At 48.3% G+C, this 26297-nt stretch carries 2 protein-coding genes (1 of these 2 running past the window's edge); both read left to right on the top strand.

What is annotated here, in order from left to right:
- A protein-coding gene (locus tag FO446_RS19315; RefSeq protein WP_237898833.1) for an SDR family NAD(P)-dependent oxidoreductase crosses the window boundary here: on the top strand, positions 1-4800 show its 3' portion. Its footprint begins 7155 nt before the window's first position; 4800 of the gene's 11955 nt are visible here — the last part of the coding sequence; its start codon lies off the left edge, out of view; its stop codon occupies positions 4798-4800.
- The gene (locus FO446_RS19310; RefSeq protein ID WP_237898825.1) at positions 4797-26297 is read left to right on the top strand and encodes a non-ribosomal peptide synthetase; all 21501 of its coding nucleotides are present in this window, start codon (positions 4797-4799) and stop codon (positions 26295-26297) included. Before FO446_RS19315 ends, FO446_RS19310 begins: the two co-directional genes overlap by 4 nt.

Here is a 26297-nt window from a genome sequence, read left to right as displayed (position 1 = left end):
CAAGGGATAGGACTGGCATACGGTCCATCACACCAGGGGATTGAGGAGCTGTTTGTCGGGAAAGAACAAGTGCTGGCGAAGCTGGCCTTGCCTTCTTCTGTTACGGATACAGCAGGAAAATTTGTCCTCCATCCGAGTATAATGGACGCCGCATTACAGGCATCGCTTGGTTTCATGATGGGCACTTCCGACCTTCAGCCATCCCTGCCTTTTGCCTTGGAGCAATTGAACATTTACAGTGCTTCTACAACCGCTGTATGGGCGTTGGTTCGCTACAGTGACGGCAATGCAGTTACGCAAAAAGTACAGAAGCTCGACATTGATTTATGTGATGAGCAAGGCAAGGTTTGTGTAAGTATGAAGGGATTCACAACAAGGATGCTCGAAGGTGAAAAAGCTGCCGGAGGTGCAAAAAGCAAAGGTACAGGTGAAGCAGGCAAAATCACAAGTACGCTGATGTTGCAGCCTGCTTGGATCGAAAAAGCCATTCCTAAGGAAGCCAATGCTCCTGAATATGAACAGCATGTGGTGATGCTTTGCGAACCTGGGAAGATTTCTGGAGAAAGCCTTTCATCTCAGATAAACAGTGCAAGAGTCCTCGTGCTGAAATCCGATCAGCAAGGCATAGCGGAAAGATTCCAAGCGTATGCAGTTCAAGCGTTTGAAGAAATAAAAGCCCTTCTTCAAGCAAAACCAAAGGGGAAGGTGCTGATACAGATTGTGGTTCCTCTCCGATCGGAACAACGGTTGTTCGCTGGATTAGCTGGTCTTTTGAAAACGGCACAGATCGAAAACCCAAAAGTAATCGGACAATTGATCGAAATCGATTCGACAGAAGATTCAGCGGGATTGGCGGAGAAGCTGAAAGCAAACAGCCTTTGCCCTGCAGATTGCCAGATTCGCTATCAGTTAGAGAAAAGATTTATTGCGGGATGGAGTGAAGCTGCGGCCGCACAGCATAAAGCAAGCATGCCGTGGAAAGACAACGGGATATATTTGATCACGGGCGGAGCAGGTGGCTTGGGACTTATTTTTGCCGAAGAAATGGCGGAGCAAGCCCGTGGCATCACCTTGATTTTGACGGGACGCTCTGCGCTGACTGCACAGAAGCAAGCAAAGCTGCGCAAGCTGGGGGACAACGGGGCAAGAATCGAATATCGCCAAGTGGATGTATCGCAGAAACAGGCCGTAGAGGATTTGATCCAAAGCATTCAAACAGAGTTTGGCGATCTTCACGGGATCATTCACGGGGCGGGTGTGACTCGAGACAGCTTTATCCTGAAGAAAACGAAAGAAGAGGTACAAGCCGTTCTCGCGCCAAAGGTTGCGGGACTCCTTCATTTAGACGAAGCGACAAAGGGACTGAATCTGGATTTCTTTGTGCTCTTTTCTTCAGCGGCTGGAAGCTTGGGCAATATGGGCCAAGCAGATTACGCGACGGCCAACGCCTTTATGGATAACTTCTCCGCTTACCGCAACGAACAGATCCAGCAAGGAGAACGGCAGGGTCAGACCCTCTCCATCAATTGGCCTCTGTGGAAAGAGGGCGGAATGCAGGTAGACGCAGAGACAGAAAAGAGATTGTGGGACGACCTGGGCATGGTGGCTATGCGGACGGCTTCGGGTATCGACTGCTTGTATCGGGGGTTAGCTTCTGGACAAGATCAGTTGATGGTCATGGAAGGTGACCGTGTACGGATGAAGCAAAGGCTGATGGGAGCAACGGAAACCTCCGTGATCTCAACAGCTCATTCGGACAGCTTGCAAAGCGAGGTCCAAGCGTCGTTGCTGAAAATGGTCGCTGATTTGCTCAAGGTTGAGAAAGAGGATATAGAAATCCACGCTGAGCTCAATGAATACGGCTTTGACCAGATAAAGCTAACCGAATTTACAAACAAGCTGAATCAAGCCTATGAGCTTGAACTGACTCCCTCTGTATTGGTTGAGTACCCGACGCTTTTTGCTATCTCGCAACACTTGATGGATGCCTACACTGATCGGTTCATCCGACAGTTCCAACGAGCAAAGAGTGCAAGCACCTCCGCAAAAACGGAGAAAGAACAGCCTGTTTCCATTGGGCAACAAGATGTGCTTCGGGCAAAAGTAAGGGAGTATTTGAAAAAGGAAATTTCTGCTGTAATCAAGCTCCCCGCATATAAAATCGATGAGGATGCTTCATTGGAGAAATACGGAATCGATTCGGTTATGGCGATGCAATTGACCAACCAATTGGAAAAAGCATTCGGATCGCTGTCGAAAACATTACTCTATGAATACCAAAACATAGAGGATTTGACAGACTATCTTTTTGCCCATCACCGGGACAAAATTATTGGAATCATGGGGGCTGGGAAAACCGCAGAGACAGGTGCAGTAGAAAATGTTTCTCATGTACTGCCTGCAGCTGACTCCATAACAGACCATCGCCGTCGTTTCTCACGGTTTGTTACGCATGAGCAGGCAAATAAACAAACAACATCTGAACGCGACATTGCCATTATTGGTGTTTCGGGTCGCTATCCGAAGGCTTCCCATATACAGGAGTTCTGGAACAATTTGCGGGAAGGCAAGGATTGCATTACAGAAATTCCGCAGGAACGCTGGGACCACAGCTTGTATTTTGACGGAGATAAAAACAGCCCAGGAAAAGCATACAGCAAATGGGGCGGCTTCATTGACGGTGTCGATCAATTTGATCCGCTGTTCTTCCATATTTCTCCACGGGAAGCGGAAGTGATGGACCCTCAAGAACGTCTTTTCCTAGAAACCGTGTGGAATCTGCTCGAAGAGGCAGGACACACACGAGAAGTATTACAACGTCAATATGAGAATCGAGTAGGCGTCTATGTAGGTGCAATGTATCAGCCCTATCACGCATTTGATACGGATATGGAAAAGGGTTCGATCATTTCTCTGTCTTCCTATCATTCGATTGCCAACCGGGTCTCTTACTTCTTTAATCTGCAAGGTCCAAGCATGGCGATTGATACAGCGTGTTCTTCATCTGCCATTGCCATTTATCATGCCTGCGAGAGCTTGATGAAGGGAGAAAGCTCGCTCGCAATCGCGGGTGGCGTGAATGTATCGATCCATCCCAAGAAATACCTGGGCTTAAGTCAGGCACAAATGATCGGAAGCCACGCGGACAGCAGAAGCTTTGGCGATGGAGACGGATATTTGCCAGCAGAAGGCGTAGGCGCTGTACTATTGAAGCCGTTAGCCAAAGCGATAGAAGATGGAGATTCCATCTTAGCCGTCATCAAATCAGTCGCTACTAATCATGGCGGACGTACCAATGGGTTTTCCGTGCCTAATCCCAACGCACAAGCCCAATTGATCGAAGAAAATTTTGCTAGAGCAGGTATCGACCCACGCACGATCAGTTATGTGGAAGCCGCCGCAAATGGCTCGCTCCTGGGAGATCCGATTGAGCTGAAGGCGTTAACGAATGCTTTTTCAAAGCAGACGGACGATGTCCAGTTTTGTGCGATTGGGTCGGTGAAATCAAATATCGGTCATGCCGAGGCAGCTTCTGGGATTTCCCAGCTGACCAAGGTGATTTTGCAGCTACAGCATCAGGAGTTGGTTCCCTCTATAAAAGCGGAGCAGTTGAACCCGCATGTCCATTTTGCAGAAACGCCTTTTTATCTGCAAAAAGATCGACAAAAGTGGGAGCGACCCGTAGTAAGAATCAATGGGGAAGAACGAGAGGTTCCGCGCAGGGCGACAATCAGTTCGTTTGGAGCAGGAGGGTCAAATGCTCATTTGATTCTCGAAGAATATATTCCACCACAGACAGAGATGAAATCCATTTCATCTGCCGCCTCACCTCAGATCGTGGTTTTCTCGGCAAAAAATGCTGACCGATTGCGTGCTGTTGCCAAGCAGATGCTTGCTTTTGCCCAGCAGCAAGTGTTTTCCTTGGCGGACTTTGCCTATACGCTCCAAGTGAAACGAGAAGCCATGGAATGCAGACTGGCTATGGTGGTTCAGGATCAAGATGAACTGATTCATGGATTACAGGCGTATTTGGAAGCGGTCGAACAAGGCAGCGAGCCAACTGCATCGATTCCTATCTATACAGGGGATCTCGAAGAAGACCTTGCAGGAGTGAGAAATCTTCTTTCAGGCAAGGTAGGAGATACGGTGTTGCAGGTTCTTTTAGCAGAAAATAACCTGGACAAGCTTGCCCTTCATTGGACGCAGGGAGGTAAAATTCCTTGGGAATCCTTGCATCCTCAAGAGCGTCGCATGCTATCTCTGCCTACCTATCCTTTTGCCAGAGAACGCTATTGGCTATCCACTTCCGAGGGTGAGCAGCAGCTCGGAACTGAAACGATCAATCAGCCTATGGAAAAAGCGACGTTAGCGATTGATATCAACCCGGACAGCCCAACGGAGGAAAACATCCAGCGGGATATGGCACAATTTCTCTCGCGGGAATTACACCTTTCGGAAGGGCAAATCAAGCCAAACAAATATTTCTTGGACTATGGCATGGATTCGATCATGGTTACCAAGCTGATTCGTCATTTAGAGCAGCGCTGGAACATCAAGATCAGAGGGCGGGAAGTGCTGGAGAATCCGACGATGAAGTCCTTGGCTCATCTACTTGCGATAAAAATAAAAGAGTGGAGTCATAAAGAGATTGCTTCCACTACAGATTTCGAAACATTGTCTCAGGATAGCGGTGAACGGACGGAGAATCTCGCAGTCGATATGCTGCTGCAAAAATTCAAAGATGGCCTGCTAAGCTTGGAAGAGATCGAACAGTTAATCGACAAAGGAGGGATGATATGATGCGACGGGAAATCCTCATGGCTTACAAAGAAGGTAAGCTGTCTGCTGCGGAAGTGCAAGAGAAGCTTCTGGAGCTGGAAACCCCATCGTTTACAAGTCCTCTGTCCGTCGGGCAGCAAGGATTGTGGATGTTGCAAAAAATGTCTCCTACAATGAGTGCTTATAATGTTCCGTTATGCTTTTGCATCCGCCAGAAATGGGACGTAGCCTTATTGAAACAGGCTTGCCACCTTGTAAGTAAACAGCATCCGATTTTACAGAGTTCGATTATGGAAAAGCATGGTGTTCCGTATCTGCTTCAACGACCGGAGCAATCGCTAGCCATTGAGCAGGAGGACATCTCCAGCTTAACGTCTCAGGAAGTATTGCCTTATCTCAGGCAAAAAGTAAAAGAACCCTTTTCTTTGGAAAAGGGTTCTTTACTCCGCATTCATCTATTGTCGCGTTCGGAAGAAGAGCATTATGTCCTGATTACAGTCCATCATATAATCTTTGACGGACATTCCTCCTTGCTATTCCTACAAGATTTGGTCCAAGCCTATATCGAGCTGGTTGAAGGAAAACAGTCGAAAGTAACACAAAATTCAACCGTCTACGCTGACTTCGTAAAATGGGAACAGGACATGATGGCAAGCGAGGAGGGTGGGGAACATCGTGCTTACTGGCTGGAGCAATTGTCAGGGACACTTCCGCAGCTGGAGCTCCCTGCCGATCGCCCGCGTTCTTCTGCACCAAGCTTTGAGGGGCAGGTTTTTACGCATGTATTTTCACGAGAATGGAGTCAGCAGGTGAAGCAGCTCTCCAAGCATTACCGCATGAACCCATCTGTTCTCTTGTTAGGGATTTTTAAAGCCTTATTGTATCGCTATACAGGTCAAACAGATGTGATTGTCGGCATGCCGACGATGGGACGTCCAGAAGAGAAATTCGATTCTTTGATCGGTTATTTTGTCAATATGATCCCCATTCGCAGTCAGGTAACGGGGGATAAGTCTTTCTCCCAGTTCATTCGGGAATTGCAGCTTACGCTGATTGACGGGATGGATCACGCTGTCTATCCTTTTCCAGCGATGGTTCGCGAGGCAAATATTCCTCGACTTCATGGAAGTTCACCCGTTTTCGATATCATCTTTACGTACCAAAATTTTCTGCAATCGCAAAACCTGCAGCGATTTTATGATAAATGTCAAAACAAGCTTGCCATCGAATTGATTGAGGGTGTTCATCAAGAGGGGGAGTATGAATTTGAGTTAGAGGTGTTTGAGCAGGAAGCTGAGTTTGTGTTGAATCTGAAATACAATCCGCATGTATTTGATCAAGCAATGATTCAACGGATGGCAGACCATTATCAGAATATCGCAAACGAAGTCATCAAAAATCCTGACATCGCTTTGGATGAGATATCACTTATCTCTACTGAAGAACGAAACATGCTGCTCGTTGAGTGGAATGAGACTGACGCGGCATTCCCACAGGCTTTATGCATCCATGATTTGTTCGAGAAGCGAGTTCAGCAAACGCCAAATGCCGTGGCTGTTGTTTATGAGAACCAGTCATTGACCTACCGTGAACTGGATGAGCGGGTAACCAAGCTGGCGATCTATTTGCAGGCCGAGGGCGCAGGTCCTGAAGCAACAGTGGGAATTTGTGTCGAACGTTCTTTGGAAATGGTCATCGGCATTTTAGGCATTCTGAAAGCTGGCGCAGCTTATGTTCCATTGGACCCAACTTATTCCACAGAGCGGTTGGCATACATGCTGGAAGATAGCAAGAGCATTTTGTTGCTTACCCAGGCTCGCCTTCTGGAACAGTTATCTTCAGCCGCAGGAGAAAATACGAAATGCATCGTGTTAGACAGAGATTGGGAAGAAGTTGAGCAGACAGCCCAGCGACAAAAAACGCTTAACCGGGTAGTAAACCCAACCAATCTTGCTTATGTGATTTATACATCTGGAAGCACAGGGAAACCCAAAGGGGTCATGGTGAGTCATGAAAGTATCATCAACACCCTCTTTTTCCTTGAATCCCGTTATCCGGTTATGGAGAACGATGTTTATCTGCTGAAAACCAACTATGTGTTTGATGTTTCGTTGTCCGAACTGTTTGGTTGGTTCATCGGTAGAGGGCATCTGGTCATTCTCCCGCCACATGGGGAGAAGTCTCCAGAGATGTTAGCGGAATCGATCGTGAAGCATCGGGTGACTCATGTCAATTTTGTTCCAGCGATGCTGAATGTCTTCGTCAACGGTGTTGCAGCGAATCAGCCATTCCTGCAGCATTGTCCGCTAAAATATGTGATGGTTGCAGGCGAAGCCTTTCCAAAAGAGCTGGTGAAAAGGACGGTTGCCACTTTTCAAAAGGCGAAGATCGAAAATATTTACGGACCAACGGAAGCCTCTATTTATGCGGCATGGTTCTCCTGCTCTGAAAATGAACTGGTCAGCAGCAATACACCGATTGGTAGACCTGTCGCAAATACGCAACTCTACATCGTAGATCGCCATATGAATCCCGTGCCGGTCGGTGTATCAGGAGAGCTTTGTATTGCAGGAAAAGGTTTGGCTCGCGGGTATTTGAATCGCCCAGAGCTGACCGCAGAGAAGTTTGTAGATAACCCGTTTACACCGGGAGCCAAGTTGTACAAAACAGGTGATTTAACACGTTGGCTCCCTGATGGAACGATTGAGTATTTAGGCCGAATCGATCATCAAGTAAAAATTAGAGGCTTTCGAATTGAATTGGGTGAGATCGAGAGCCAATTAATGGCTCATCCACAGATCCAAAGCGTTGTCGTGTTGGTGAAAGAAGAGGGCGATCACAAACGGTTGGTTGCTTATTATGTTCCGAAAGCAGGTGTCAACCATGAACAGCTTGAGCCCTCAAAATTACGGGAGTATTTGAGAACGAATTTGCCAGAGTATATGCTTCCGGCATTTTTTGTTTCCATGGATAAAATCCCGTTAACTGCTAATGGAAAAGTGGATCGCACAGAGCTGCTGAGTCAAAAGCTGGTAGTCACACAGGCGAAGAAGCAGAGTCTCCCGCAATCTGATATTGAACAAAGGACTTTGAAAATTTGGCAGGATGTCCTGAATGTTGAGGGGATCAGTACAGAAGATGGCTTTTTCGATGTGGGCGGAGACTCGATTCTCGCTACCATGGTTGTCGCCAAAATGACAGAAGAGTTTCAGTGCGATCTAAATGTGACCACTCTGTTTAAGTACGTCAATATTCGAGAGATTAGCGAATATATCGCAGCAAAGAAAGAGAAGGAATTAGATGAGCAAACGAATTTTGTCAATCCGAATCAGGAAACGGCGCATAGCGTAGCGCAAGTGGAGGAGACTTATCCTGAATACTATGAGGATAGCATCGCGATTATTGGAATCTCCTGCCACTTCCCGGGAGCGAAAAATCATAGGGAGTTTTGGGAGAATTTACGAAACGGCGTAGAAAGTGTGCGTTTCTTTTCTGATGAGGAGATCGATCAATTACATCTGCCTGATGAATACTTACAGAACCCGAACTTTATCCCGGTACAGTCCACCATAGAAGGAAAGGATCACTTCGATCCAGGATTTTTTCACCTATCAGCCAGAGACGCAGAATTTATGGACCCGCAGTTTCGACTGTTATTGACCCATTCATGGAAAGCGTTGGAGGATGCAGGGTATACACCGAAGCAGGTACCGCAGACGGGTGTATTTATGTCGGCGAGCAACAGTTATTATCAAGCGCTCTTGCCGCATTTCACCAAGGAATCACCGAATGTCATGAAAGACCCCAATGAATATGTCTCGTGGGTTTTGGCGCAAGGTGGAACGATTCCCACGATGATTTCTCATAAAATGGGGCTAAAGGGGCCGAGCTTTGCCGTCCATTCCAATTGTTCCTCCTCATTGGTTGGCTTGCATCTGGCTTATCGCAGCCTGCAATCGGGAGAATCAAAAGTGGCTTTGGTAGGCGGCGCAACTATTTTCCCTACGACTTATACAGGGTATGTCTATCAAGCTGGATTGAACTTTTCCAGTGATGGTCACTGCAAGACGTTCGACGCGTCGGCAGACGGCATGATTGGTGGAGAAGGAGTCGGCGTGGTTGTTCTCAAAAAAGCTTCCGATGCGATCAAGGACGGCGATCACATATATGCCCTCATGAGAGGAATTCGCATTAACAATGACGGGGCAGATAAAGTCGGCTTTTATGCGCCAAGTATAAAAGGTCAGGCTGAGGTGATTCAGCAAGTATTAGATGACACCAAGGTTCATCCTGAAACGATTAGCTATATCGAAGCGCATGGGACGGGCACTTATTTAGGCGATCCGATAGAATTCGCGGCGCTCAATGAAGTGTATACCCAATACACATCCAATAAACAGTACTGCGGACTTGGCTCGGTGAAAACCAATATTGGCCATCTCGATACAGCCGCAGGGTTAGCAGGCTGCATTAAAGTAGCGCTGAGCTTATACCATAATGAAATTCCTCCGTCGTTAAACTATGAAAAGCCGAATCCGAATATCAATTTGGATCAATCGCCGTTTTATGTCGTTGACACGCTCAAAAAGTGGGAGGATGCGCCTGTTCCCCACAGAGCGGCGTTAAGTTCATTTGGTCTTGGCGGGACGAATGCTCATGCGATTTTTGAACAATGGAAGGTTGAGACAGAAGCTAAGCGCGTCAGCGTGAGTGATGATAACAACCATCGCGTTTATTTCGTGCCATTATCAGCCAAAAACGATGATCGTGTTCAAGCGTATGCCCAGCAGCTCGTTGATTTTCTTAGAGGGAATCAGGAGCGAGTCCATCTAGCAGATTTGGCCTATACTCTCCAAGTAGGAAGAGAAGCAATGGAGAGCAGGGCTATTTTTATTGTCAAAAATACAGCGGAACTCATTCAAAAGCTGAGTGACTTTTTGCATGGAGAGGAACAAATAGCGGGTAGCTTTAGAGGAAACGTAAAACAAGCAAGCCATGAAGTCTCCCGATTGAAAAAGAATGGGACGAATCGTGAGCTGATTACCAAGCTGTTTGCAGAAGGCAAAGGAGAAAAAGCAGCCGAGCTGTGGAGCAAGGGTCTGGATATCGAGTGGGAAGTCCTGTACAACGATGCAAAGCCGCGTCGTATCAGCCTTCCAACCTATCCATTCGCTGAGGAGTCCTATGGGGTTCCTGAGAATGTGTTCAAAGAGTCGGGAGTGGCTAGTGTCCAGATTTCGCCAATCCCTTCAACAACTCCAAAGACAGAAACGCTTCTTCTCCAACCGTGCTGGAACGAACAGGAGATCAGTCAAAAAGCTGGTTCACCTGCTTTTGCAGAGCATCTTGTGATCCTTTGTGAATGGGCAGAGGAATTCCAACAGCGTATCGAATCCGAAATGAACGGAGTGCGTTGCCTGGTCTTACAACCACAATCACAGCAGGAAAGTATCGCAGAACGGTTCCAAACCTACACCGTCCACGTATTCACGGAAATCCAGCGAATCCTTGCCAGTAAACCAAAGGGAAAAGTCCTGATTCAGCTTGTTGTGCCTGCCAAAGAGGATCAGCAATGCTTCTCCGCCCTCTCTGGTTTGCTGAAAACGGCGCACTTGGAGAATCCCAAGCTGATTGGACAGCTCATTGAAGTGCAAGCAGAGGACAAACCAGCAGAACTGGTCCATAAGCTCCAACAAAACAGCAACGATGAGAAAAGTAAGCACATTCGTTATCAGGATGGCAAGCGATGGGTGAGCGGCTGGACAGAAATGAAAGCTTCTGGGCAAGCGGAGCATGTCTGGAAAGATGATGGGGTTTATCTGATTACGGGCGGTGCGGGCGGATTAGGCTTGATTTTTGCCAAGGAAATCACCCAGCAAACGAAGGGAGCGACAGTAATTATCACGGGTCGTTCTTCTTTGGATGAAGAAAAGACAGCCTTATGCAATGAATGGAAGACACTGGGAGCCAATATTCAATATCGTCGGGCTGATATCACACAAAAGCAGGCGGTAGAAGACTTATTCCAAGCCATCAAGCAAGAGTTTGGCAGTCTCACAGGCATTATTCATAGTGCGGGAGTCATTCGCGACAGTTTTATCATGAGAAAAACAGCGGATGAACTGGAACAAGTGCTGGCGCCAAAAGTTACTGGACTGATGCATCTCGATGAGGCAAGCAAGGATATGGCACTTGACTTCTTTATTCTCTTCTCCTCTGGCGTGGGATGCTTTGGTAATGCGGGGCAAGCTGATTACGCTGCTGCCAATGCCTTTATGGATCAATACGCCAAGTATCGTCATGGTTTGGTGAAAGCAGGCGAACGACAAGGTCAAACACTCTGCATCAACTGGCCGCTGTGGAAAGAGGGCGGTATGCGTGTTGATGAAGCGACAGAGAAGATCATGGAGGGTAGGGGCATGATCGCGATGCCGACTGCAAGCGGCATACAGGCGCTGTATCAAGGGGTGGCTTCCGGCACTGTGCAGATGCTGGTTATCGAAGGCAATCTGCCAACACTCAAGGATCAGTTGCTTGGTACTTCTGTCGTGTCACAGCTCGATTCCACACCGGTGCACGATGCGAAGCTGTCAGTCGATGCAGGCGTGTTAAAAGAGAAAACGCTCTATCAGCTAAAGGTGATGTTCGGACAAGAGACCAGACTGGGAGCAGGTAAAATCGCTGTCGATGAACCGTTCGAGACATACGGAATCGATTCGATTATGGTGATCCAGCTGAATAAAAAGCTGGGGGATGTTTTTAGCGAATTGTCCAAGACCATTTTGTATGAATATCAGACTCTTGACACCCTTGCAGATTATCTCGTCGCTGATCATAGGCAGGAATGCATGAAGTGGACGGGGCTTGATCGTCAGGGTGCGGCCAATCGCGGAACTTCAACACCACTGGTGCGTAACGAACGTGATACAGCCAGCCATGAACCGATTCGCAGTACAGCCGTGCAATCAGGAAAGCAGATAGCGCGGGAGCCGATTGCCATTATCGGCATGAGCGGACGTTATCCAAAAGCGCGATCACTGAACGAGTATTGGGAGAATCTGAAGTCTGGAAAGGATTGCATTACAGAAATTCCGGAAGAGCGCTGGTCACTGGATGACTTTTTCGAGCCTGATCCAGACAAAGCTGTGGCAGAAGGAAAAAGCTACGGCAAATGGGGCGGCTTTGTAGACGGATTCGCTGAATTCGACCCGCTCTTTTTCAATATGTCTCCGTGGGAAGCGATGCATTTCGATCCGCAAGAACGGTTATTTATGGAGTCTTGCTGGGAAGTGCTGGAGGATGCTGGCTATACGAGACAACAGCTTGCGGAAAAGTACAATCGACGGGTTGGAGTGTTTGGAGGGATTACCAAAACAGGGTTCAGCTTGTATGGACCTGATTTATGGAAGCAGGGTGAATTGATTTACCCGCACACCTCGTTTAGCTCACTGACGAATCGTGTTTCCTATTTCCTCAACCTCCAAGGTCCGAGTATGCCGATTGATACGATGTGCTCCGCTTCGCTTACGGCGATTCATGAAGCATGCGAGCATCTGTATAACGGGGATTGTGAACTGGCGATTGCCGGCGGAGTCAACCTGTATCTGCATCCTTCCAGCTATGTCTTTTTGTCAGCGCTGCATATGCTTTCCGTAGATGGACAATGCAAAAGCTTTGGGCAAGGCGGAAACGGTTTTGTACCGGGAGAAGGAGTAGGTACAGTACTGCTCAAACCACTGTCAAAAGCAATTGCGGATGGCGACCATATCTACGGATTGATTCGTGGTACCAGCGTGAATCACGGCGGAAAAACCAATGGCTATACCGTACCGAATCCAACTGCTCAAGGAGAGCTGATTCGCCAGGCGCTGGATAAGGCAGGTGTTCATGCCAAAACCGTTAGCTATATCGAAGCGCACGGAACAGGCACGGAGCTGGGTGATCCGATTGAAATTACGGGTCTCATCCAGGCCTTCCGCAAGGATACGCAGGATACAGGATTTTGTGCGATTGGCTCCGTTAAATCCAATATTGGTCACTTGGAAGCGGCGGCTGGAATCGCAGGAGTGGCAAAAATTTTGCTGCAAATGAAGCATCAACAGCTGGTTCCAAGCCTGCATGCGCAAGAGTTGAATCCGAATATTCCGTTTTCGAAAACACCTTTTGTCGTTCAGCAGGACTTGGCTGAATGGAAGCGGCCGCTTATTGAAGTGAACGGCGAAAAGAGAGAATTCCCGCGAATTGCCGGGATTTCTTCTTTTGGTGCAGGTGGGTCCAATGCACATGTTGTGATTGAGGAATATATTCCTGCGGTCAAGGAACGCCCGACGATCACGGTCAGTCCGCAAAATCCGGCGATCATCGTCCTGTCGGCGAAGAATAAGGAGCGTCTCGTTGAACAAGTGCAGAGACTGTTAGCGTCGATTGAGGAGCAAGCATTTACAGATGTGGACCTTGCTGATATTGCGTATACGCTCCAAGTGGGACGCGAGGCGATGGAAGAACGCCTAGCCCTGATGGCGAGTTCGCTTTCAGAGATGGTAGAGAAGTTGCAAAGCTTTCTTGCAGGTGATGACAGCATTGCCGACCTCTATCGTGGTCAGGTAAAGCGCAGCAGAGAAACAACAGACATCTTCGCAGGCGATGAGGAATTACAAGAAGCAATTGAGAAATGGATGCAACGCAAAAAATTCTCCAAGCTTCTCGATTTCTGGGTGAAGGGCTTGAATATGGACTGGAATAAGCTCTATGACGAAATCAAGCCTCGTCGGATCAGCTTGCCTGCCTATCCTTTTGCCAGAGAGAATTACTGGCTGCCCAAACCGAAGACACAGCCGTCCACTCACATAAAAGGTGCGCCTGGTCTGACTGCTTCCCTGCATCCTTTGCTGCATCAAAATACTTCAGATCTCCGTGAGCAAAGATTCAGCTCTACTTTTGATGGTCAGGAATTCTTTTTATCGGATCATGTTGTAAAAGGAAAGAGAATCCTGCCTGGGGTTGCTTATCTTGAGATGGCTCGAGCTGCTGCGGATCTAGCAGCAGGAGCGTTGGAAGACGAGCAATACGTGATGGAGCTGAAAAATGTAGTATGGGCGCAACCGATTGTGGTGGAAGATACGCCTGTTGAGGTACACATCGGCATCTATCCTGAGGATAACGGCGACCTTCGCTATGAAATATACAGCGAACCGCAGGACGAACAGGCCGAATCGGTGGTACACAGTCAAGGGGGTGTGGTGTTTGCAGGGATCACTGCTGCACCCACGCATAATCTCGATGCGATCAAAGCCCAATGCAGTTATCGCACGCTTCATGCAAGTGAGTGTTATGACGCCTTTCAAACAATGGGACTTGTCTATGGGCCAGCTCAGCAAGGAATTGAGCATGTGTACGTGGGAGAGGGGCAAGTATTGGCCAAGCTAGCCATGCCTTCCAAAGTTGCCGAGACGCAAGGAGAATTCGTCTTGCATCCGAGCATGCTGGATTCGGCCTTACAATCCTCTATCGGATTATTGCTTGGCACAGGCGATACAGCGAATCTGAAGCCAATCCTGCCTTTTGCACTGGAGAAGCTGAGCGTTTTTAGCCAGACTTCCTCACGGATGTGGGTATGGATTCGACAGGCTAGCGCCAATAGCTCGGGAGACAAGGTACAGAAAGTGGATATTGATTTGTGTGACGATCAAGGAACGGTTTGCGTACGTATGCAAGGCTTCTCGGCACGAGTGCTGGAAGGCGAAGTAGCGACGATGGATTCCAAAGGCAAGCTCGGAGCACTGCTGGTTCATCCAGAGTGGAAGGAACTAGCGGTTGCGAGCAAGGCCGAAGCCCCTGACTATACACAGCGAGTCGTGATGATGGTAGAACCGGAGCACGATTCTTGGAACAATCTCCAGGCCAGCTTGAATGGCGTTCATTGCATTCCTTTGCGATCCACGCAAAAAGGCGTTGCCGAGCGTTTCATTGATTATACGACGCAGGTAGTTGAGGAAATTCAAGGGATTTTCAAGCAAAAAGTACGCGGCAAGGTATTGGTTCAGATTGTCGTTCCCTTGCAAGCGGAGCTACCGTCTTTCACCGCTTTCTCTGGTTTGCTGAAAACGGCAAACTTGGAGAATCCCAGCCTGATTGGACAGGTAATCGAGATAGAATCGGGCGACGACGAATTCGGGATCGCTGAAAAAATAAAGGAGAATGTACGCTGCCCATTGGATGTTCAGATTCGATATCAATCTGGAAAGCGATATGTAGCTGAGTGGGTAGAACTCGATGCTCCACAAGAGACGAGCATTCCGTGGAAACACGGTGGGGTTTATCTCATCACTGGCGGGGCAGGCGGACTGGGTTATCTTTTTGCCAACGAAATTGTACAGAAGGTTCAACAGGCGAATTTGATTCTGACAGGACGTTCCCCATTGGATCAAGAGAAGCAAGGCAAACTTCAGGAATTGAAAGAATCGGGAGCAAGTGTTGAATACCGCCAAGTTGATGTGACGCAGAAACAGGAAATGGCAGAGTTGATCCGCACGATTCAACAGGACTATGGTCGACTACATGGCATTATTCATAGTGCTGGCGTGCTTCGTGACAGCTATATCCTCAGAAAAAACAGGGAGGAGGTCCAAACGGTTCTCCATCCGAAGGTTACGGGTCTCATCAATCTGGATGAAGCCAGCAAAGATGTAGAACTGGATTTCCTGGTGCTGTTTTCCTCGGTGGCTGGCAGCTTGGGGAATATCGGTCAAGCTGACTATGCGTGCGCCAACGCCTTTATGGACGGATTTGCCCACTATCGTAATGGTTTGGTTGCGTTACAGCAACGTCACGGACAGACGTTGTCCATGAACTGGCCATTGTGGAAAGAGGGCGGAATGCAGGCTGGCGCAGAGGCCGGTGACATGCTGGAGCATAGCAGGGGAGTAGTCGCTATGCAGACTTCGACGGGTATTGGAGCTATGTACCAAGGCTTAGCCTCTGGAAAAGCTCAGGTCATGGTGATGGAAGGCGATCTGGCGAAGCTCAAGCAAACACTGGTTTTGCAAACACCAGTCAACCGTTCTCAATCGAAGCATGCTCCTGTTCGATTGGAAGCTTCGGAAACAGCGGATACGAGCAATCTGTTGCAAAAAGTGGAATTTGCTTTGATGCAAACCGTGTCGGATCTGCTACAGGTTCCTACCACGGATATTGATGTCAGAGTGGAGCTGTCTGAACTCGGATTTAATCAGGTTCTACTGACTGAATTCGCCAACAAGCTTAATCAGCAATATCACATTGGGCTGATTCCTAATGTATTCGTGGAGTGTCCGACGCTACAGCAGCTTGCGTCCTATTTACTTGAAGAATTTGAAGAGATGCTGGTAAAACAGATGCAGCCAGTGGCATCGATCACACCAACCAGGGAAGAGAAAAAAGAAAAACAAGCGACCGCCACTGTAGAACAAAATGTGCTCCGCGAGAAAGCGACTCATTTTGTGAAAAAGGAATTTGCCGAGGTGCTGCAACTGCCTGTGAATCGAATCGAAGAAGATGCCTCGATGGAGACATACGGAATTGATTCGATTCTATCCATGAAATTAACCAACCAATTAGAGAAAAGCTTTGGCTCGCTGCCGAAAACGTTATTTTTTGAGTATCAAACGATTCACGAAATAATTGGTTATTTCTTGGACTCCTATCGAGACAAATTCATTGAAATCTTGGGCCTTACAGAACAGCAGGAAACAGTTGTTACCAGAGAAACAGCATCCGTGACAAAAGAAGAGAACACGTCGAAAAGGCAAAGGAACAGCCAGCGCGGAAGCAGTCGCAAAGGCTCGCGGTTCATTTCGACACAGAAGGAAACCCAACCAGCCAAAGGAGCTTTGGATGTTGCGATCATTGGGGTTTCTGGACGTTATCCGAAAGCGCGGAATACGCAAGAGTTTTGGAACAATTTGCGCGATGGCAAGGATTGCATTACGGAGATCCCCAAAGACCGCTGGAACCACAGTTTGTATTTTGATGAGGATAAGAACAAACGGGGGAAAACCTATAGCAAATGGGGCGGATTCATCGATGGTGTTGATCAATTCGATCCGCTGTTCTTCAACATTTCGCCTCTGGAAGCAGAAATCATGGACCCGCAGGAACGTTTATTCCTGGAGTGTGTGTATGAAACCTTAGAGGATGCAGGCTATACCCGCGAATCTCTCGGATCGTCTAAAGGGTTCGGACTTGGCGGTAATGTCGGTGTTTATGTGGGCATCATGTATGAAGAGTATCAACTGTATGGTGCACAAGAAACCTTGATGGGCAGACCAATGGCCCTTGGTGGAAGCTTCTCATCTGTAGCGAACCGTGTTTCTTATTTCTTTAATTTCCATGGTCCTAGCGTAGCTGTTGATACCATGTGTTCCTCCTCGCTAACGGGCATCCATTTTGCCTGCCAAAGCTTGCTGCGCGGTGAATGCGAGGCTGCAATTGCGGGTGGTGTCAATGTTTCCATTCACCCGAATAAATATTTGATGCTCGGACAGGGAAAATTTGCTTCCAGCAAGGGACGATGCGAAAGCTTTGGACTTGGCGGCGACGGCTATGTGCCTGGAGAAGGTGTCGGAGCGGTACTGCTTAAGCCTTTGGCGAAAGCAATTGCCGACGGAGATCAAATTTACGGTGTGATAAAAGGAAGCGCCATTAACCATGGCGGCAAAACAAATGGCTATACCGTACCTAATCCGAATGCACAAGCGAGTGTAATTGGGCGTGCCTTGAAGGAGGCAGGAATTGATCCACGGACGATTAGTTATTTGGAAGCGCACGGTACAGGTACTTCTTTAGGAGATCCAATAGAGATCGCAGGTTTGACCAAAGCCTTCCAGGCGTACACAACTGACAAGCAGTTTTGCTCCATCGGATCAGCGAAATCCAATATCGGGCATTGTGAGAGTGCAGCGGGAATTGCCGGGATCACGAAGATCCTGCTGCAGCTCAAATACGGACAACTAGCACCATCCTTGCATGCGGAGGTGCTAAACCCGAATATTGATTTCAGCGCAACTCCGTTTGTCGTCCAGCAAGAGCTGGCGGAATGGAAACGTCCTGTCATTGACGGTCAGGAGTTTCCAAGACGCTCCGGTGTGAGCAGCTTTGGGGCGGGTGGCTCGAATGCTCATATCGTTTTGGAAGAATACATTCCAGACCATGAGAAACGTCCAGCGATCCATGTAAGTCACGCAAATCCAGCGATCATTCTCCTGTCAGCAAAGAACGAAAGCCAGCTCCACGAACAGGCACAGCGATTGTTAGCTGCGATCAAGGATCAGTCCATTTCTGACCTGGACTTAGCAGATATTGCTTACACGCTTCAAATTGGGCGAGAAGCCATGGAAGAACGCCTGGCTGTGATGGCCGGCTCCATTCAAGAGCTTCAGGAAAAGCTGACGCAATTTGTAGATGGACAGGAAAGCATCACAGATGTATTCCGAGGACAGGTAAAAGGTAACAAAAAGACAATCGCCGTGTTTGAAGCGGATGAAGATTTGCAAAAGGCAATCGATGCCTGGATAAGCAAAAGAAAATACGCCAAGCTGCTTGATCTGTGGGTCAGTGGAGGCGTGGTTGATTGGCATAAGCTCTACGGTGAGAAGAAACCTCGTCGCATTAGCTTGCCTACGTATCCGTTTGCAAGAGAACGTTATTGGATTCCACAGATGGATACGCAATTTGCGCGCGAAGTGGCAGCCACATCAGAAGGGACGCTCTTCCTTCACCCATTGATCCAGAAAAACACGTCTGAATTGTTGGAACAGCGGTATAGTTCTACCTTCCGTGGACAGGAATTTTTCTTGGCAGATCATGTAGTGAATGGACAGCAGCTCTTACCGGGTGTTGCTTATCTCGAAATGGCACGCGCGGCAATCGATCAGTCAGCGGGAGCCCTAAAAGCGGGACAGAATGGCTTGACGCTCAAAAATATGGTGTGGGCCAAGCCAATTGCTGTCGATGATCAGCCTGTCGATGTTCACATTGGTCTTCAACTGGAAGACAGTGGAGAGATTGGCTATCGCATCTATAGTGAGCATACAGGAAATGAAGCAAAAGAGATTGTGCACAGTCAGGGAAGTGCCGTATTCCATACGGTTGCCGAGACGCCCGCGCTTGATCTCGCTATGCTACAAGACGCGTGTAGCCATAGCATTTTGAGTGGCAGCCAATGCTATGAATTTTATAAAGCAATGGGAATGCAGTATGGTCCAGCGCTGCAAGGAATTGTGGAAGTGCACAAAGGCACGGATCGGGTGTTGGCAAAGCTGTCTTTACCTTTCGCTGTTTTGGGGACAGAAGAACAGTTTGTGCTGCACCCCAGTATGATGGATTCGGCTTTGCAGGCGGCGATTGGCTTATTTATAGGGGCTGATGACAAGAGTCTCGCTAACAATTTCGATACGCTCAAGCCAATCTTGCCTTTTGCGCTGGATGAGCTGGAAATCTTCAGTCCATGCACGCGACAGATGTGGGCGTATATTCGCTACAGCGATGGCAGCAACGCTTCTGATCATGTACAGAAGCTGGATATTGACTTATGTGACGAGCAGGGAAATGTTCTTGTCAGAATGAAGCGCTTTTCGTCTCGCAAGTTGGATGGTAAAGCGGCAGACTTCGAAGCTACAGAGGGCCAAGGAATGTTGATGGTGCATCCTTGCTGGAAGGAACAAGCAGTTCTTCAGGAAACGGAGACTCCTGCCTATGCACAGCATATCGTGATGATGGTGGAAGGTTTTGCAGCGTCGCTTGCAAGTATTTCAGCACAGATGAACGAAGTGCGCTTGATTCCTTTGCAATCCCAACAGGAGGACATTGCCGACAGGTTCGAGGCCTATGCTTCCCAAGTATTTTTGGAAATCCAAAGCCTCTTCCAACAAAAGATACTTGGCAAAGTGTTAGTGCAGGTCGTCGTTCCCGACAAAGCGGAACAATCATACCTAAGCGGACTTTCTGGCTTGCTGAAAACAGCGCAGCAGGAGAATCCTAATCTAATCGGCCAATTCATTGAAATAAACCCAGGTGAACGTGCGGCAGAAATCGCAAGCAAGCTGCAAGAGAATGCGTGCCATCCTATGGATGACCGAATTCGCTATCAAGAGGGGAAACGTTATGTACTGGGCTGGTGTGAAACCAAGCCATTGCATGATGAGGTCACTATTCCGTGGAAAGATCAAGGAACCTATTTGATTACGGGTGGAGCAGGCGGTTTAGGGGTGATTTTTGCAAGGGAAATCGCGAATCAAGCGAAACGGGCAACCTTAATTCTCACAGGACGTTCTCCTCTGCGTGAAGATAAACAAGCGATGCTTCATGAATGGGAAAAATCAGGTGCAAGGGTTGTCTACCGTCAAGTTGATGTGACGGACAAGCAGGAAGTAATCCAGCTCATCCAAAGTATTCAACAGGAATTCGGAGGTCTTCACGGCATCATCCATAGCGCGGGTGTCGTTCGAGACAACTTCATCCTCAAGAAAACGACAGAAGAATGGGACCAAGTGATAGCGCCAAAAGTGGCCGGTCTTACAAATTTGGATGAGGCAAGTAAAGATCAGCCTCTCGATTTCTTCGTCCTCTTTTCTTCGATAGCAGGAAGTGCAGGAAATAGTGGTCAGGCAGACTATGCTTGCGCGAATGCCTTTATGGACGGCTATGCGAAAGATCGGAATGAACGGGTGCAGGCAAAGCAACGTCAGGGTCAAACAGTCTCTATCAACTGGCCGCTCTGGAAAGAGGGCGGGATGCAAGTAGATGAAGCAGTTGAGGAGATGGTGAAACAAAGGCTCGGAATGATCGCCTTGCACACCGCGACGGGCATTCGCGCTTTTTATGAAGCCGTAGCTTCTCGAAAAGATCAGGTGATGGTCATGGAAGGAGATTTACAACGCCTCCACGCAGCGGTGGTGGGAAGACAGAAGACAACAGAACAAGAAGTCAAAGCTTCAACCGTCATACAACCAGCGAGTCATCATTTGCCAAAGGAAAAAGCGATCTATTACTTCAAAAAGCTGGTCTCTTCCGTGATCAAGCTGCCAATAGACCGCATCGAAGCAGATGCCTTGTTGGAAAAGTACGGAATTGACTCGATTATGGTCATGCAATTAACAAACGAATTAGAAAAAACGTTTGGTTCGTTGTCGAAAACACTCTTTTTCGAATATCAAACCATCGAAGAAATTGCAAAATACTTCCTGGCAGCGCACGGGGATCAAATGATGAGTATCCTTGGGATGGATGAGAAAGAAGCACCGACGGCATCCCCTGTGAAAAGGTCGAGCGTTGCTCAGACGATGGTTGCTGCAACGGCAAAACCGATCATCCACAATCGCAGGAGCAGGGGAAACGTGTTGAAGGAAACGACGAGTGAAACCAAACCAGCAAATGACGCCTTAGACATTGCGATTATTGGGGTCTCCGGTCGTTATCCGAAAGCTAGAAATATGAGCGAGTTCTGGCGTAACCTGCGCGATGGCAAGGATTGTGTCACAGAAATTCCCGAAGAGCGCTGGGATCACAGCCTGTTCTTTGATGCAGATAAGAAAAAGCAAGGAAAAACCTACAGCAAGTGGGGAGGTTTCCTGGACGGTGTTGATCAATTTGACCCGTTATTTTTCAATATCACACCAAGAGAGGCTGAAATCATGGACCCCCAAGAGCGTTTGTTCCTGGAGTGCGTCTATGAAACGTTAGAGGATGCAGGGTATACGCGTGAATCGCTCGGCGCGACACCTGGCATGGGTCTAGGCGGTAATGTCGGGGTTTACGTCGGAGTCATGTACGAAGAATACCAGCTCTATGGAGCCCAGGAAACGATGCTCGGTAGACCGATGGCGCTGGCAGGAAGTCCAGCCTCCATTGCGAATCGGGTTTCTTATTTCTGCAACTTCCATGGACCTAGCATGGCGGTCGATACGATGTGTTCCTCTTCCCTGACAACCATTCATTTGGCTTGCCAAAGCCTACAGCAAGGGGAATGTGAGGCTGCTATCGCAGGTGGTGTCAACATTTCCATTCACCCCAACAAATACTTGATGCTTGGACAAGGCAAATTCGCATCCAGCAAGGGACGATGCGAAAGCTTTGGAATCGGCGGCGACGGGTATGTACCTGGCGAGGGGGTGGGAGCAGTCCTGCTTAAACCTCTGGCGAAAGCGATTGCCGATGGAGATCAAATTTATGGTGTGATAAAAGGAACCGCCGTTAACCACGGAGGAAAAACGAATGGATACAATGTGCCTAGCCCGAATGCCCAAGCTCGGGTTATTGGACGTGCTTTTCAAAAAGCCGGAATCGATCCACGGACGATCAGCTATCTGGAAGCACATGGTACGGGTACCTCTCTGGGTGATCCAATTGAAATTACGGGCCTAACGAAGGCTTTCCAAGTGTACACAAATGACAAACAGTTTTGTGCCATTGGATCGGCGAAGTCCAACATCGGGCATTGTGAGAGTGCGGCGGGAATCGCTGGGGTGACGAAGGTCTTATTGCAACTTAAGCATGGACAATTAGCACCATCCCTGCATGCTGAAGTACTCAACCCGAATATAGATTTCAGCGTGACGCCGTTTGTTGTTCAGCAAGAGCTGGCGGAGTGGAAACGCCCTGTCATTGACGGACGGGAAGTTCCACGCCGCGCTGGTGTGAGCAGTTTTGGTGCGGGCGGATCGAATGCCCATGTCGTGATTGAAGAATACATTCCAAAAATGCAAGAGCAGGCTACCATAATGGCAAGTCCGCAAAATCCTGCCTTGATTCTCCTGTCGGCCAAGAATGAAGATCAGCTTCAACAACGGGTACAACGACTGCTCGAATACATTGCAGAACAGGGATTGTCTGATGCGGATTTAGCTGAAATGGCCTATACCCTTCAAGTGGGACGAGAACCGATGGAGGAACGTTTGGCTGTGATTGCGGGCTCGATGATGGAGCTTGAAGAGAAATTGAAGCAATTCATAGGAAGACAGAAGGACATTGAAGACCTGTACCACGGACAGGTAAAACGTCATAAAGACACCTTGGCAATCTTTGCAGCCGATGATGATATGCCGCAAATGATTGATTCCTGGATGAACAAAGGAAAATACAGCAAATTGCTGGACGTTTGGGTGAAAGGGCTAAACATTGACTGGAGCAGCTTGTATGGGGAGAGAAAGCCTCGGCGGATTAGTCTTCCAACCTATCCGTTTAGCCGAGAAGCTTATTGGGTGCCTGGTGGACATACGTCATTTACAGGTGCAGCATCCCGATCCACATATGAGCAGATTGCGGTTCAGCCAGACATGCGCATTTTGAAAAAGCAATGGAAGGCCTGCCCAGCGATGCCAACCAAAGCAGCTCATCGAACGATTGGTATTTTCACAACGGATGAAACGAAGCATTTGGCGATTCAACTGTCCAACCATTTCGCCAAGTGTGAAATTCTGGAACTGAACGAGCTCGAATCACGATTCCACCAGGATGAGACGGAGTGGAAAAACTATGATGGCATTATCGATTTGATCGGTTGTGGGCGTCAGCATCCCGATTCGCTGGCTTGGATTCCATGGCTGCAACAACTCATTGAGAATGGTCATAAGGAAGGCTTGACGCTATTGGGTGTGACAAAAGGCTTGGAATCCTTCCAGAATGACTCTGTCAATTTGACGGGGGCCTCACGTGTTGGGGTATACCGCATGCTGCAAAGTGAATACAAGCATCTGCAATCACGTCATGTGGATTTGGAGCCATTGGCTGATGGAGAAGAACTTGCGCAACAGATTGCAGCAGAGTTTCTTATCGATGCTCAGGAAACAGAGGTTTGCTATCGAGCGGGTGAGCGTTATAGGGCTTATCTTCAGGAAGAGAGGGTAGCAGACAGTCAGGAACCAGCGTTTGTTTTCCCTGAGAACCATGTTCTGTTGATCACAGGCGGCACCCGAGGGCTTGGATATCTATGCGCCAAACATTTTGTAGAGCGTCATGGTGTCAAAAAACTGGTGCTCACAGGGAGAGAAAGTCTGCCGCCACGCGAGCAATGGGGAGCCTATGAGACGCAAAGCACTTCCGCAGCAAAGAAAATTCGGGCGGTACAAGCTTTGGAAAAGCAAGACGTACAGGTTGAAGTCCTCTCTGTATCCTTAACCGATGAAGAGGCTTGGCAACAGCATTTGCGCGAGTTGAAACAGACGATGGGGCCGATTGGCGGGGTGATTCATTGCGCTGGTTTTAGCGATGATCAAAATCCGGCGTTTATTCGGAAAACGACGGATGGAATTCAGCAGGTATTACAACCGAAAGTGGCAGGGCTGCATGCGCTATACGAACTCTGCAAGGACGAGCCTTTACAGTTCTTCGTTCTCTTTTCATCTGTTTCGGCAATCATTCCGTCCTTAGCAGCGGGGCAGAGTGATTACGCGTTAGCCAATGCCTATATGGATTTTTTTGCAGCGGCACATGCGGATTTTTGCCCGATCGTCAGCATTCAGTGGCCGAGCTGGAAGGAAACCGGGATCGGTGCAGTTACGACCAAAGCCTATCAACAAACAGGACTCGTACACATCACTGACGAGCAAGGACTGCGATTACTGGATCATATTCTTTTGAAAAAAATTGGTCCTGTAGTGTTCCCGGCAGCCATTAACGAGGAACTGTGGGAACCCCAGCAATTGATGCAACACAAAAAGCAAGAAGCTCCTGTTGTGAACCTGTCGCCTCATCGTCCACCAGCAGGCAAGCCGACGCAAAGCTCAGTGGGTCTTGAGAAGACAGCACAAAAAAGACTGATTGAGCTGTTTGCGAAGGAACTGAAAATAGATCCTGCCAGATTGGAAATAGACAAAGAGTTTCCAGACTACGGGATCGATTCGGTGTTACTGGCTCAAGTGATGAATGAGATCAGTAAATGGTTGGGCAAGGACTTGGACCCGACGATTTTATATGAATATCCCACCATCGAAACACTTGCAGAATGGCTAACCAGCAATCACGGCGATTCCATCTCTGACGAACTGACGCTGACTTCTCCTGAAATGAGCGACCATCCGAAGAGTCAGCCTATCCGCAGGGAAACTAAGAAAAGCCAGATGGTGAGTAGTCAGGCTCCCCCATATAATCAGGCAAATCCGTCTGACATCGCGGTAGTGGGGCTCTCTTGCCGTTTTCCGGGTGCTCGTAACGTGGATGAATATTGGAAGTTGTTAGCGGAGGGCCGTTCAGCCATTGGGGCTGTGCCAAAGGAACGCTGGGGGTATGAAAATTCCTATCATGCAGGACTTCTGGACAACATAACTGCTTTTGATCCTGCTTACTTCCTGATTGCAAAAGAAGATGCCAAGGCCATGGACCCGCAAGCCTTATTGGTATTGGAGGAAAGTCTTCACCTATGGCATCAGGCAGGATACACATCGAACGACATCAAGGGAAGGGCGGTAGGCGTCTACATCGGAGCAAGAAGTAATCACCGCCCAAGTGAAGAGCGTCTTCATCAAACGCAAAATCCGATTATGACTGTGGGACAAAACTATTTGGCCACAAATATTTCCCAGTACTTCGATCTTAGAGGACCGAGTATGGTCATCGATACCGCATGCTCTTCGGCGCTGGTCGGGATGAATATGGCGATTCATTCCCTTCGCAGTGGAGAGATTGAGGCTGCTATCGTCGGCGGGGTAAACGTATTAAACGGTGATGAAGCGCATCGGATGTTCCACCAAAGAGGGATTTTAAGCGAAGAGCCAGTCTTCCATATTTTTGATAGGCGTGCGGGCGGCCTCGTATTGGGAGAAGGCGTAGGAATGGTTCTATTGAAGACCGTGGAGCAAGCACTGGCTGATGGTGATGAAATACATGCCGTCATCAAGGGAGTAGCGGTCAACAATGATGGACGAACGGCAGGTCCTGCCACCCCGAATTTGCAAGCCCAAAAAGAAGTTATGCAGTCGGCACTGGCGAAAGCTGGCGTGAATCCAGAACAAATCAGCTATATAGAAGCGAATGGTTCTGGTTCAGAGGTTACAGATTTACTTGAACTCAAAGCCATTCAGTCTGTCTATCGCTCATCTCGTATGGCCGCTTGCGGATTAGGATCGATCAAGCCAAACATCGGTCATCCATTATGTGCAGAAGGGATTGCCAGCTTGATAAAAGTCGTGCTGATGCTCAAACACCAACAATTGGTTCCGTTCTTGTCAGGGCAAGAGCCGATGACCCATTTCCATATGGAGTCAACGCCGTTTTATTTTCAACGACAGCTTTCTGAATGGAACGATTCACCCAGAATAGCAGCGATTAATTGTTTTGCGGATGGGGGAACGAACGCCAACGTCGTTTTACAATCCTGGGAGGAGGCAGTCTCACGTCCGAACAAACGACATTCGATTGCACCTCCGACGTTAAACCGATTTGACGTTTACCGTGAAGAGGCAGGGCGTCCAACAAAAACACTGACATATGTGAGTCAGAAACCCAACCATACGACCAGTATTTGGAAGCGACAAATAGTGGAGGGATAA

It is taken from the genome of Brevibacillus brevis (assembly GCF_022026395.1).
Taxonomy (GTDB): domain Bacteria; phylum Bacillota; class Bacilli; order Brevibacillales; family Brevibacillaceae; genus Brevibacillus.
The sequence above is the reverse complement of the archived record's forward strand: the minus strand, read 5'-3'. Positions and strand labels throughout refer to the sequence as shown.

What these genes read in the sequence shown, in the direction of transcription:
- FO446_RS19310 (WP_237898825.1), top strand. Translation starts at nt 4,797, where the DNA reads ATGATGCGACGGGAAATCCTCATGGCTTACAAAGAAGGTAAGCTGTCT.